The sequence below is a fragment of the Morganella sp. EGD-HP17 genome, from assembly GCF_000512315.2.
GTDB lineage: Bacteria > Pseudomonadota > Gammaproteobacteria > Enterobacterales > Enterobacteriaceae > Morganella > Morganella morganii.
This window is the reverse complement of record NZ_AZRH01000013.1, coordinates 100,886-113,691: the sequence shown is the minus strand read 5'-3', so window position 1 is coordinate 113,691 and position 12,806 is coordinate 100,886. Positions and strand designations below refer to the sequence as shown.

11 protein-coding genes and 4 tRNA genes are annotated in these 12,806 nt (G+C 50.6%); 7 read left to right on the top strand and 8 right to left on the bottom strand.

Going from position 1 to position 12,806, the window contains the following annotated elements:
• Nucleotide 1: 1 nt before the first annotated feature.
• The 4 genes from flhD to cspE form a co-directional block, all read right to left on the bottom strand.
• On the bottom strand, nucleotides 2–355 hold the full coding sequence (flhD, locus tag X965_RS14155) for a flagellar transcriptional regulator FlhD (RefSeq protein ID WP_004240016.1): 354 nt from the start codon (nucleotides 353–355) through the stop codon (nucleotides 2–4).
• 1,713 nt (nucleotides 356–2,068) lie between these two features.
• A complete protein-coding gene (locus X965_RS14150) occupies nucleotides 2,069–2,764 on the bottom strand; it encodes an MgtC family protein (RefSeq protein WP_004240015.1) in 696 nt (231 codons plus the stop codon).
• A 349-nt stretch (nucleotides 2,765–3,113) separates the two neighbouring features.
• Nucleotides 3,114–3,308 (bottom strand): protein DsrB, encoded by a 195-nt coding sequence (gene dsrB / locus X965_RS14145; RefSeq protein WP_015422621.1) that lies wholly within the window; start codon nucleotides 3,306–3,308, stop codon nucleotides 3,114–3,116.
• A gap of 103 nt (nucleotides 3,309–3,411) precedes the next feature.
• Nucleotides 3,412–3,624: a transcription antiterminator/RNA stability regulator CspE gene (gene cspE / locus X965_RS14140; protein WP_004240014.1), complete on the bottom strand. Its 213-nt coding sequence runs from the start codon at nucleotides 3,622–3,624 to the stop codon at nucleotides 3,412–3,414.
• Nucleotides 3,625–4,084: 460 nt separating this feature from the next.
• Between cspE and X965_RS14135 the strand changes: the two genes are divergently transcribed.
• The 5 genes from X965_RS14135 to X965_RS14115 all read left to right on the top strand — a co-directional run bounded on the left by X965_RS14135 (nucleotide 4,085) and on the right by X965_RS14115 (nucleotide 5,653).
• The gene (locus tag X965_RS14135) at nucleotides 4,085–4,594 is read left to right on the top strand and encodes a YlaC family protein (RefSeq protein ID WP_004240013.1); all 510 of its coding nucleotides are present in this window, start codon (nucleotides 4,085–4,087) and stop codon (nucleotides 4,592–4,594) included.
• Nucleotides 4,595–4,723: 129 nt separating this feature from the next.
• A tRNA-Asn gene (locus X965_RS14130) sits at nucleotides 4,724–4,799 on the top strand.
• A 157-nt stretch (nucleotides 4,800–4,956) separates the two neighbouring features.
• A tRNA-Asn gene (locus X965_RS14125) sits at nucleotides 4,957–5,032 on the top strand.
• Nucleotides 5,033–5,275: 243 nt separating this feature from the next.
• Nucleotides 5,276–5,351 (top strand) — tRNA-Asn (locus tag X965_RS14120).
• Between the two features lie 226 nt (nucleotides 5,352–5,577).
• Nucleotides 5,578–5,653, top strand: a tRNA-Asn gene (locus X965_RS14115).
• Nucleotides 5,654–5,702: 49 nt separating this feature from the next.
• On the opposite strand, the gene X965_RS14110 is transcribed toward X965_RS14115, so the two are convergent.
• The gene (locus tag X965_RS14110) at nucleotides 5,703–6,005 is read right to left on the bottom strand and encodes a helix-turn-helix domain-containing protein (protein WP_036418546.1); all 303 of its coding nucleotides are present in this window, start codon (nucleotides 6,003–6,005) and stop codon (nucleotides 5,703–5,705) included.
• A 224-nt stretch (nucleotides 6,006–6,229) separates the two neighbouring features.
• Here X965_RS14110 and pyrC point away from each other — a divergent pair, with 224 nt between their 5' ends.
• A complete protein-coding gene (pyrC, locus tag X965_RS14105; RefSeq protein ID WP_032098583.1) occupies nucleotides 6,230–7,282 on the top strand; it encodes a dihydroorotase in 1,053 nt (350 codons plus the stop codon).
• A 233-nt stretch (nucleotides 7,283–7,515) separates the two neighbouring features.
• Nucleotides 7,516–7,773 carry a biofilm formation regulator BssS gene (gene bssS, locus X965_RS14100; protein ID WP_004236879.1) on the top strand — a complete coding sequence of 86 codons (258 nt, stop codon included), beginning with the start codon at nucleotides 7,516–7,518 and terminating at the stop codon, nucleotides 7,771–7,773.
• A gap of 144 nt (nucleotides 7,774–7,917) precedes the next feature.
• Here bssS and ttrA read toward each other — a convergent pair whose 3' ends face one another.
• From ttrA to ttrB, 3 genes are read right to left on the bottom strand one after another with little or no spacing between them, the layout of a single operon-like run.
• The gene (gene ttrA / locus X965_RS14095; RefSeq protein WP_036418543.1) at nucleotides 7,918–10,998 is read right to left on the bottom strand and encodes a tetrathionate reductase subunit TtrA; all 3,081 of its coding nucleotides are present in this window, start codon (nucleotides 10,996–10,998) and stop codon (nucleotides 7,918–7,920) included.
• Nucleotides 10,991–12,055, bottom strand: coding sequence for a tetrathionate reductase subunit TtrC (ttrC, locus tag X965_RS14090; protein WP_036418542.1), 1,065 nt, complete (start codon nucleotides 12,053–12,055; stop codon nucleotides 10,991–10,993). Before ttrC ends, ttrA begins: the two co-directional genes overlap by 8 nt.
• Nucleotides 12,055–12,792 (bottom strand): tetrathionate reductase subunit TtrB, encoded by a 738-nt coding sequence (gene ttrB / locus X965_RS14085; protein WP_004236883.1) that lies wholly within the window; start codon nucleotides 12,790–12,792, stop codon nucleotides 12,055–12,057. The genes ttrC and ttrB overlap by 1 nt, the downstream gene beginning before the upstream one ends.
• Nucleotides 12,793–12,806 lie beyond the last annotated feature (14 nt).

Below are 12,806 nucleotides of genomic sequence, written 5' to 3'. Positions count from 1 at the left end.
CTTATCTTTTTCTTGCGTGTGAGTCAGTGCCAGCCGCGCCGTGCGTTTGCAGCAGACGGGTTGACAGTAAAATTCCGGTATGAACCTGTTGTAATTCATCCACGCGGGAATCGCGTGTAAGTTTTTCAATGGTTTCGCTGCTTTCAAATCTGAACTGACAGATTAGCTGGTTGGTTTCCGCTAATTTGACCAATTGAGAGAGCGTAAGGTTTGCTAACGTAGTTGCCATTGCATCGTTAATGCCTAAGCGGAACATGGCAGAAGCTTTTTCCTGAGCAATAAGTTTTTGGGCTAACAGCAGGTATGAGAGGTTAATATCATAAATATGCTTCAGAAAATCAGTCGTCTGGCTCATTTTTTTTCCTTTCCGAATATCAGCAGCAACAAAGTACAGCAGAAACTATCTCCGGCGCTGTGTGATACCGGAGATCCTGTTTTACGTAATGTAATAAATACCGGAGAAGCTCATTCCATCGTTTACTGCCAATCCATATAAATATCCGGCATGCGTACGAAACACACAAAAGTAAACTTAAATTAAATACATATCAGGAATACCTGTAAACAATAAAGGTAACGATTAAAATCAGCACCAGCTTATTTAATGTCTGAATCATCTTATATCATTTATAGACGTTATTTATTATGCACCACAAAATTAACTATTCAAGCCACTGATGTTTGTTTTTGGCAGAGAAAGATAAACATCCCACCATGCATTAGTACAATTTTACTATTAATTATATTTTGTCTCACCATATCCCAAATACTCACCGTGCTTATCACTCCCATAAGTCAAATGTCAATAATCTTCAGGCGAATACGACTCAAAATGTGTGTGACTCAAGTCCATTGCACCAATCATATAATGTGACTGCCTATATTGATCCAGATCAATGAGCTTTATTGGGAAACTCTGCTTTACCCTATCTATCGAAGGTATACTTAGCAAAAATAGCGGTACAAAACTCTTATTTTTCACCTAAATGGTTATATAAAGTTCGATTTTGTTCATTTTCACCCGGTTTATGACCCTGCAATAACAATGTGAAATTGTGAGCATTACATAACATCCCCGCTGATCAATGTTTAGTTATTTTTAACAAAAAATAGCCATTCATGATGATAAATCATAAGATAACTTTATGTTATAGCCAAGGGGTTATTTGGAAGGAAGGTAACTGAAGATTAAATGAATTTAATTCATTGTTGTGGTTTTCAATTCAGGCTGTCTTTATTTCTTTTTAAAAATAATGGCTCTCTCTTTTTATATGCTCACTTATTTGTCTTTCCGGAGCTGATAAGGTTATGTATATACCTTCGGATGATACTTTTATAAACTCGCCGCCTCTTTGATAAACCGGTTACTGTTCTGAAAAACACACTGACATGCTTCTGTCACAGAAATGGCATCATACCATCACAATCCCGGCATTTTCCTATTAGCAAAGTCGTTAATTAAATGTAGCATTAAAAGATAGGATCGTGTCTGAAGTAATAACCTACAATATAGTAACATATAGTTACTATATACTTTTGTTTTTACAAATTAAAAGTGTATCGCAGTCATGTGACGATTCAGGGTAATTATTTCACGCTATTCAGTCCCGCAGAACAGTGCTCTTTATCCCGCAGCACTGAAAATCAGTAAGCAGATCAAAATTTGCGATCCTGCGCTTTTTATACCATCGCCTGATTAGCGATAAAATGTTATTAAATTGTGATTGTCATCACGGTTTATTGCTGATTTTCTGAAAAGTTTCTGAAATCCGGGCCGATATTTATGACAGACGTCACGCTCTCCACCCCGTAACCTCACTTTACTGCCACAAAAAATCTGCCGTAGTGTGACACTAATCCGGCACTTTCCATCAAGCGGATAGCTGAAGATTTAGTTCTTTATTCTTAAAATAAGCTAAAAATCCTCTGCCTCTTCCATCAAAAATTATCACTAAATATAAATATTCTGTTGATACACAGAATAAAGCCGGTGGAATAACCACCGGCACAAACCTTAAGACTTTATTAAAAAAAGATCGATAATTGCTGACCCATGCACAAAAAGGCATCAGACCGGCAGTTCAGAGGCAATCATCCAGTTGACCGCACTGACACTTCTCTCCAAACTGACCCGGCAAACAATGCCTTCTATCTCCTTCTGCTCTGCCGGTGTGGCACGTACTTCCGCACAAACCTCCAGTTTTCCGCCGGAAGTATCCGCACTGCTGAGAGAGTGCAGCCGGACATGTGAACCATTCAGCGCCTGAAGGATCACGGTTCTGACCAGAATTTCATCTTTTTCATGACAAACGGCACGAATTTTATAGTCCTGCACCAGATCCGTGGCGTGAATGACCGGACGGGCATTGATGCGCTGCGCAGCTTCCCGCAGCAAAATATTGGCACATAAGATAACCAGTGCCGCCGTCACTGCCGGGCCAAATTCCCCCAGTCCGCACAGCACACCTATGCCGGCTGAGCACCATAATGTCGCGGCGGTATTCAGTCCACGGATATTCATGCCTTCACGCATAATAACGCCGGCCCCGAGAAAACCGATGCCGGAAACCACCTGTGCAGCTATACGTCCCGGGCTGTCCGGTGATGTGGTCACCGAACTTAAGATAAATACAGCGGCACCTACTGCCACCAGAGCATTGGTGCGCAGACCTGCCATCCGCTGACGCCACTGGCGCTCCGCACCAATCAGGGCGCCAAGTGCCAGCGCCGCCAGTAAATTGAGTAAATAAGGAATTGCAAACATAGTAACCTCCACCCGAAAGACGCAATGGCGTCAGGTGTTAACAGCAGAAAAAGTAAAAATGACTGAAAATTCTGCTCAGTAACCAGGAGGAAAGAGTGCGTGAGAAACAATAAACATACTGCATACCTGTAGCAGTGATACGACCGGGAACCGGCGGATCATCTGTATCAATAAAAAAGTGCAGTACCGCAGGAAAGGTGCTGCCCGCCATTATCATTCCGGCAGACAGTTTCAGAAGAGAAAGGTGTGCCGGATCAGTTAATTGAGTTATAACTGTGACTGTCCAAATCCGGGTCCTCTGTTCAGAAAAGATGCGCGGAGTATAGGATGTCCGCGAAAATATGTAAAGTCAGAAATTATTTTTCGGCGTGATGAATACACCATCCCCGCCCTCTTTTTCATTAAAAAACCAAATTCCCTCCGGATATTCCGGTAACGCCACCAGATACATCACACCTTCACTGAACGGTTCGATCAGCAATATCCGGCCTTCACGCGGCTCATCCGCATCGGTTTTGACATAAACTGTGTCGTCAATCTGCATCATCCGGCTCCCGGTCGTCACGATAGTGTGATTAGCATAAAAATTAAGTATAAAAAAAGCCCGCCACTTACGCGGCAGGCTTGGAATTCGGTTTGGCTATATCTTACAGCGGAGTTACGTTAGCTGCAGCCGGGCCTTTAGCACCATTCTCGATGGTGAATTCTACTTGTTGGCCTTCGCCCAGGGTTTTGAAACCTGCGCCCTGAATGGCAGAGAAGTGAACGAAAACATCTTTGCTGCCATCAGCTGGAGTGATGAAACCAAAGCCTTTAGATTCGTTGAACCACTTAACTTGACCTTTCATTTTGTCAGACATGTGACTTTCCTATATATAAATAAATGCATTGCCATTTTGGCAGGTACTGGCCGGAAGCAAAAACTAAATGGAGGCACACAGCATATGAAACGGTCAAAGGCTATCCTGGATAACACTCAACTTAAACGCTCAAACTCAGTTGTCATACATAAAGCTGCTCTTTTTAGGGCCGCAAGCATTAACTCATGAGTGGGGATGAATAGCAACTGATTTATTGCCGTGAATTTTAAAAAAAGTGAAAGAGCTCATATTTATTAACTTTTGTTTGGTTAATTGTCTGCGATTTCAGCGTATTGAACTGACAATCAGGCCAGACTTAAGCCAAATAAGACTATTCTTAATAATCCCCGCATCATAACAGTTATCCCTCACAAAGCCCGTAACTGTTCTGCGCGGTTGTGTACCGGATATGTTAATATAATGTATCAGAATAGTCAGCAGACCTGCGGAGGTCATTCATATGGATGTCGTCAGAACACTTATTACCGGCGCTCTTGATAATATCAACCAGCGTGAGAAACGGGACGGAAAACCCCGTTTCAGCAGTCATTTTATCCGCACCTATCCTTATTTATGTCTGGCGATGGTGGTGTCCTATCTTGTTCTGGGTGTTCTTATTTATTATGCACCCTACTTCGGCTTTTACTGGCTGCTCGGTTTCAGTGCTCTGTTCCTGGTAATGGCTGCGGTTCTGCTGTTTGAGGTCAGACCGGTTTACCGCTTTACGGATATCGGCGTGCTGGATCTGCGGGTGTGCTACAACGGCGAATGGTTTGTCAGTGAAGTTGTGCCCCCGGAAACCCTGGCGGCATTGCTTGACCACCCGCAGGTCAGTGATTCACTGAAGCAGGAGATCCGCCATATGACAGAAACAAAAGGTACTGTGTCATTTTATGATCTGCATCTGATGGCGTACCCGGAAGCGCATCCGGAAAAACCGCGCTCTCACTGGATGAAAGGTGCGGCTTAAGCCACTGTTTATGCCTGTTTTTCACTCACCCGGGTTACTTGCTGAGCAAACAGAATAAAATTGCCTTTTTCCCGTTGACACGACCGGGACACCCCGTTAATATGCGCCTCGTTCCCAAGGGAACACGCTTCCTCCATAGTTCAGTCGGTAGAACGGCGGACTGTTAATCCGTATGTCGCTGGTTCAAGTCCAGCTGGAGGAGCCATATTTAAGAGCCCGCTCACTGAGCGGGCTTTTTCGTTTTTGTCCCTGCTTATCCGCAATTGCTCAAGCCTTAGCCACTCAGTCATTTTTTTGCATTTTGCCCTTTACAAGCTGCCGCAGGATAGCTATGATTCACCCCGTTCTCACGAGAACGCGATTCCTCCATAGTTCAGTCGGTAGAACGGCGGACTGTTAATCCGTATGTCGCTGGTTCAAGTCCAGCTGGAGGAGCCAAATTTAAAAGCCTGCTCACTGAGCAGGCTTTTTTCATTTCTGCTGTTCTTCTTTTTCCGCACGGCTTCTGATGAATTCCCTGAGGGTGAAAATCCGGATTTATACCTGTTAACCCCGTGATTTTGATGATTATTCCGCCGGAATGCTCATAAGTACGGCAAACAGATCACAATCTCTGATTTTCGCTTTGACAATCCGTTCTGACCACATTACTATGCACCCCGTTCTCACAGAGAACACGCTTCCTCCATAGTTCAGTCGGTAGAACGGCGGACTGTTAATCCGTATGTCGCTGGTTCAAGTCCAGCTGGAGGAGCCATATTTAAGAGCCCGCTCACTGAGCGGGCTTTTTCGTTTATGCCATCCGGTAATTTCTGTCTGCCTGTTTTTATTTTTCATGACTGACTGATTTACAGGCAGAAATTATGCTTTTTGCTGTTATTTCCTGCAAAGTGATCACAAACAAAGCAAACGATTCAAAAAGTCATTTTTCATTTTGACAAACCGGCCCCGCCGCACTACTATGCACCCCGCGTTGAAGATGTTCCTCCATAGTTCAGTCGGTAGAACGGCGGACTGTTAATCCGTATGTCGCTGGTTCGAGTCCAGCTGGAGGAGCCAACGTTTACCTCTCCTGTTTATTTCTCTGTTTTATCCTCAGTATCCCGTATCAGACCCGGAACATATAATGCGTGCCGTCCGGTAGTTCAACATCAATATTCAGTTTTCCGCCGATGGCATCCACATAGCGTCTCAGCGTGGATAACTTGACATCACGCCCCCGTTTTTCCATCCCGGCGACTGTCGGCTGTTTTATTCCCAATGCCTGCGCCATTTCCACCTGTGTTTTCTTCACTTTCTCCCGCAACTCCGCCAGATGGATATTCAGCAGGATCTCATCTGCCTGAACCCGTGCAGCCGCTGCGACTTCCGGCTTTTCCTCAGTCAGCAGTTGTCTGAGTGACTTTCCCATTGTTAACTCCTGTTTTTGCAAACCACGCTGCAAAATTATCTGTTGTGACTATCTTCCGCACGTTATGTCCCTCCAATATAGATCAGATGCTATATAGGTGCAAAGCAATAAGCACCACAGAGCGCAAATTAACATGGTATTTACCGGCGAATCGTTCTATCATTCTTTTCCGGCTTATGGCACCCGCCATCAGGTTATCCTTTACTTATTTCGGAGCCGGTTCAATGACTCATCCTGTTACTTCCCTGAAAATCCGCCGCCCTGACGACTGGCATATCCATTTCCGTGATGGTGCGATGCTCGGTACTGTTGTGCCTTTCACCAGTGAATTTTTCGGGCGCGCCATTGTGATGCCGAACCTGGTTCCGCCGGTCACCACAACCGATGCCGCCATTGCGTACCGTGACCGTATTCTGGCCGCCGTACCGCAGGGGCACAGTTTCACCCCGCTGATGACCTGCTATCTGACCGATGACGCAGACCCGGCTGAGATTGAACGCGGTTTCCGCGAAGGTGTGTTTACCGCCTGTAAGCTGTATCCGGCGAATGCGACCACCAACTCCGCACACGGCGTGTCAGATATCCGCAATATTTATCCGGTGCTGGAGATGATGTCCCGCAATGGTATGCCGCTGCTGGTACACGGTGAAGTGACACACGCCGATATTGATATTTTCGATCGCGAAGCCCGTTTTATTGATGATGTGATGATCCCGCTGCGCCGTGATTTCCCGGCGCTGAAAGTGGTGTTCGAGCATATCACCACCAAAGAAGCTGCTCAGTATGTGCTGGACGGGGATGATAATGTCGCCGCCACACTGACACCGCAGCATCTGATGTTTAACCGCAACCATATGCTGGTCGGCGGTGTGCGTCCGCATCTGTTCTGCCTGCCGATCCTGAAGCGTAATGTGCATCAGGAAGCACTGCGTCAGGCAGTGGCCGGCGGCTGCAAACGGTTCTTCCTCGGTACGGACAGCGCCCCGCATGCCCGTCACCGCAAAGAGTCCTCCTGCGGCTGTGCCGGGGTGTTCAATGCCCCGACCGCGCTGGCCGCATATGCCACGGTATTCGAGGAGCTGAACGCGCTGGAGCACTTTGAAGCATTCTGTTCACTGAACGGCCCGGCGTTTTATGGTCTGCCGGTCAATGACGGCTTTATCGAATTAACCCGTCAGGAAGTCATCACCCCGGAAACCATTAACGGTGCAGAGGATGTTTTAGTGCCTTTCCTGGCCGGAACCGATGCCCGCTGGGATGTTAAAATCTGTCGTTAAGCAAAATAAACCAGGTATAAACACTCAGACCTTTAGTGCAATAAGGTAAAACCATCTTATTGCACTACTATTATGTTCAGAGAAGGCGTTTTTGCCGTTTTTTGCATAATAAAAGTCTGATCCCCCCTTTTTACTTTGCGAAAAGACCTTATACTGATATCACCCGTTGTTAACGGGACGTTAGCTCTTAGTCAGAGATACTTAACCATCTTGCCGTATGATTAGGAGGTTCCATGAACGATAAAAAAACCGTGATCCAGACTCATCCGGTTATCGGATGGGATATCAGTACCGTCGACAGTTACGACGCCATGATGCTGCGCCTGCATTATCTGCAGGATCAGTCCCAGTCTCCCGAACATGCAGAAGTGGATAAAACTATGTGGCTGACGACTGATGTCGCCCGCCAGTTGATTGACATACTTCAGGCCGGTATCGATAAAATTGAGTCCGGCGAATATTATAATCAGTCAGATAATATCAGACACTGACACGCAAAGACTGCACAAGAGGGACACCATTTGGTGTCCTTTGTGTTTTCTGCGGCAAAAAAAAAGACCACCCGGAGGTGGTCAGAGGTATTGCATTACGACTTATTATAATTGTTGGATGATGGGTTGAGGCAGACAGTGTTATCAGGCTGCGGAAATCCGTTCCACTTTCGCCGGCAATCCCTGCCGCACAGACGCTCCGGTTACCCAGTCCAGCCAGGTGTTAGCCACCTTGCGGGTCGGGTCAGCGAAGCCGAGGTCGTTGATATTAATGCCGGACGCGATGCGTTTATCCATCGCCAGCGCTTCGCCGTCAAGATAGTGCTGACGTGCGCCCATTTCGTGATGTCCGTAACCGTGTTCAATCGCCACCACACCCGGCATCACACCGGTCAGCAGGCTGATCTGCGCTTCGACACTGCCGCCCGGCGTGGTGATACGCACCAGATCCCCGTGCTGCACGCCGAACTTCTCGCCGTCCGCCGGGTTGATCGCCACCAGGTTTGACGGTTTCACATGGTGCAGGCGCTCAATCATGGTGGTTGAACTACTCATCACATGGGATTTAAAGGACATCAGTTTCAGCGGCCAGCTTTCCGCCGGATAGACGCGGTCAATATCGCTGCCGTCCGACAGACGCGGCGGATAATAGGCCGGACACCCGCTGAAACGCTCGCCGGTGATGGCATGGCGGTTCTGCGCCACTTCCGCGTTCCAGATCTGCAGCGGCTGTTTCCACTGCGGCCCGGTTTTCTCCCCGTCCCAGCCTTTTTCATACGGCGCAAAACGGCCGCCGCGGCTGAAGAGATAAGCAACACGGCTGATTTCTTCTGCTTTCAGCACCTGCTGCATAACAGGCATGATGCGATCCACCCCGGACAGACGGATATCCGCCTCTTTGGCTTCCGGCCCCGGTTTTTCGCCCATAAAGGCGGTATTGGCCGCCACACGCAGATAGTAATCCTCCGCCGTGTTCAGCGGATAAGTGTTGCCGTCATTGTCCGCGATAGCATTATCACCGAATCCCGGCAGGTTCAGGGCTTTCGCCACCGCAATACAGAAGGATTCCATCGCTACCGGCTGACCATCCGCCGTTTTTGCCACACGCGGCGCAACAACCGGCCAGCGGGCGGTGGTGGCTTTGGTCTGTACACCGGACCACGGCGCACTGAATCCCCAGCTTTCAAAGTTGTGGGTATCCGGCACAATGTAATCCGCCAGCGCGGTGGTTTCATTCATAAAGGCATCGATACCGATAATCAGCGGCAGATGCGCCGGGTCTTTCAGCTTCTCTTCCATCACCTGACGGATCCCCGCAATGCCGTACAGCGGGTTGGTCATATTGGTGATCCAGGCCTTCAGTTTGTGCGGATACCCTTCCAGTGCAGAGCCGAGCTGCTCGGTCAGCTGACCGGCTGCCAGCGGATACCACGGTGCTTTGGCCGGATACGGGTTCTGACCGGCGGAAACCTTGTTTTTGTATTCATCGGATTTTTCATAGACCGACTTGCTGCGCGCCAGGTTCATGCCTTTCGGCTTCACTTTGCCCGGGAAGCTGTCCATTTTGTAGCACGGCCCGTCATTGGCACCGTTAAACTTGCCGCCGCCGACAGACACACCGCCTTTCAGGTTCATGTTACCGATCAGCGCATTCAGCATGATCACCGCCCAGGCGTTATAGAATCCGTTACCGGACATCATCCCGCCGTGCGAAATGACCGCCGCCTGACGGCCGTATGAGGTTAGTGTTTTCGCCAGTGCGGCAATCGTTTCTTCCGGCACACCACAGCGGGCGCTGTATTCTGCCGGGGTAAAACGTTGTGCGGATTCTTTCAGCAGCAGGAAACTGCTCTTCAGATTCACCGTGGTGCCGTCTGCCAGCGTGACCGGCTGGCTGACTTCAAGTACCGCACGGTCACAATTGTCCGCCGGAACCAGCTCACCCTGCTCTGTCAGTACCATATACACCGGCTCTTCGGATGTTTGTCCGCTCAGGGCTTCGGCTGTCAGATGCTGACCGGCCAGCGGATGCGCATCATCGGTGATGACAAGATGAGTCGCGTTTGTCCAGCTGCTCTCACCGACACGCTTCATGGAGGCTTCCCCCGGAACGGCGAGATACTCCGCGTTATAGCGGTTATTCTCAATCATCCAGCGGATCATACCCATGACCAGCGCGGAATCGGTGCCCGGTGTGATTGGGATCCAGTGTCCGTGGTCATTGGCAAGCGTGGTGGTCAGCGGCAGTGCCGGTGAAACCACCGCATAGTTAAAGTTGTCACGTATCCGTGCATTAGCCAGCTGACGCCCCTGGCGTTTGAACGGGTTACCAGACTGCGCCGGAGAGGTGCCGAGGAACAGGGCAAACTTCACATAATCCCAGTCCGGTTTGACGTGGGCGTTTTTGTCCAGGTCGTTCATCAGCGCACCGGAGCCGGCGCGATAGGCCAGTCCGCAATAAGCGCCGTGTGCGCCGAAGTTTTTGCTGCCGAAGGCGTTCTGGGCAAAACGGCGGATAAAGGTATCGCGCCCGTCATCCCCGGCGTTGGTCACCAGTAACTGGTTTGCCACCGGGCCGAGTGCAGGCTGTGCCGGGTCAATCAGCGTATCGAGGTCACGGATAGCACGCAGCCCGTCCACATGACCTTCGCCGAACAGATCACCGCCTTCCGTCACTTCTTTTATCAGCTGTTCAAAGCTGATGCGCTGCCATTTACCTTCGCCGCGTTTACCAACGCGCTTCATCGGTTCGAGGATACGCAGCGGGCTGTGCAGCCCTTCCATCAGTGTCGCACCACGGGCACAGGCGGTGGAACGTCCTTCCAGGCCGCTTTCGCCGCCCATGTTTTTCAGGGCTTCCGCCAGTGGCGTGTTATAGGCGATGTGGTGGTCGTGAGAGAGCGGATGATACGGGTTACCGGCAATGCGGATCACCTGATTGGTTTCGCGGTCAACACGGGCACGGATCCCGCACTGCGTCCAGCAGCCGAAGCACTGGGTCATCGATACCGCCTGTGCGTTTTCCGCCTGCCAGCCTTTCAGGGCATTCCCTTCCGGGATCAGCGAGTTACCGTTAATGCGGTGCAGAGTCACTTTACCGGAAGTACCGTTCATCAGCCCGTCGACGGCGCGTTTCGCCACATCGCGGTAACTGTAACCGAACGCTGCCAGTCCGCCGATCGCCAAACCTGCTTTTAACCACTGACGTCTTGTTGACTTAGCCATGTTGTACACCCCCGTCCTGCGCGACTTTCTGTTGATTCTGTACTTTGTTATTAACCCAGCGGATACCTTCACGGAATATAATCACCAGAGCTATCCATAAACCGATCGTGCCGATAATGGCCTGAATACCATCCGTGCCCATCGGCAGGCTGTACGGATTGTGCATGACATTGTATTTCGGCAGCGTCTGTACCTGCATCAGCAGCAGCCAGCGCAGCGACCAGGTCAGGAACAGTGTCAGCAGCGCATGAACGGTGATATACGCGACTGAGCCACGGTGGGTCAGCAGACGGACCGCCAGCACCATCAGCGCAATCCACAGAACGATTTCCCCCATCGCCAGTGTCCACCCGGTTGTGCCGAAACGGAGCTGGGCGCGGATAGCGGCACCGGAAATGGTGTCACCGGCGATCCAGAATCCCATACACACCGCCAGCAGCAGTAACGAAACCACCTGCAGACGCGCCAGTTGCGCCTGATACTGCGGCTCACGGCGGGCACCCAGCATCATCAGGGCAGGCAGTGCCTGTAATGCACTGAAGAAGAGCAGCACCGGGATCCAGTAACTGAACCAGATCGGATGCGCACGCACCACTGAAACCTCACGGCCGGTATACAGCAGCAGGCCGATGGCGAATGCGGCACTGCCGAGTGCCACCCAGCGGGTCAGTTTAAATTGCTTATGCCAGATTTTGTCCGCCACCAGCGCCAGGAAATAGAGACCGATACAGCCGGTAAACGCCGGCAGGAACAGAGCGCCCCACGGCATCCACGACCACGGCGTCGGATAAGCATAGAAATGCCAGACACGGGCGGTCTGATGCAGATCCGCTGTCAGTGCCATCGGCGCGGCGATCCCGAGGGTGATGCTGATAAAGACCGCGAGCATCTCAAGGCGGGCATCCCGTTTGTCTCCCCGCCAGCGCTGCCAGCAGGCATACAGGGCGGCACAGGCGGCGATCCCTATCATAAAGAAGTATTGCACCGCCCACGGCAGCCAGGTGATTTCCTGCGGCCGGGCCAGCACTTCCTGAATTAACATCGCTTGTTCAGTCATCAGTGGATCTCCTGCCATAATGCGGGCTGTCCGCGGTTTTCCAGCGGATGAACGAAAGCCTCATCCAGTCCCAGATAGAACACCTGCGGCAGTGTGCCGTTTTCCGGTTTCAGCACTTTAATCGCAGCTTCATGCTCTCTGAGCATTTTGCTGATGGTGCCGGACGGATCTTTCAGGTCACCGATAATACGTGCGCCGCCGACACAGGATTCCACACAGGCCGGTAACAGCCCCGCTTCCAGACGGTGGGCGCAGAAGGTGCACTTATCTGCGGTCTGTGTGCTGTGGTTAATAAAGCGGGCATCGTACGGACAGGCCTGCACACAATAGGCGCAGCCGACACAGCGGGTGTTATCCACCACCACAATGCCGTCTTCGCGCTGGAAAGTGGCCTGCACCGGACATACCGGCACACACGGCGGGTTATCACAATGGTTGCACAGACGCGGCAGAAGCACGTTGGTGGTCGCCTCTTCATTGCGGATCTGAATCTGATACTGGCTGACACTGGTGCGGAACTGCCCCTGCGGGCTCTGGTTTTCAACTGAACAGCTGACGGTACAGGACTGACAGCCGACACAGCGGCGTAAATCAATCAGCATACCGTAGCGCTTTGACGGGTCGCCTTCACGGCGGGTCGGCGAAAAATGCAGACCTGCCTCCGCCATCGGAACCAGGGCCGTACCTGCTGTCAGGACGCCCAGGTTTTGCAGAAATTTTCGTTTGCCAAGATCCATACTGCTCTCCGGTG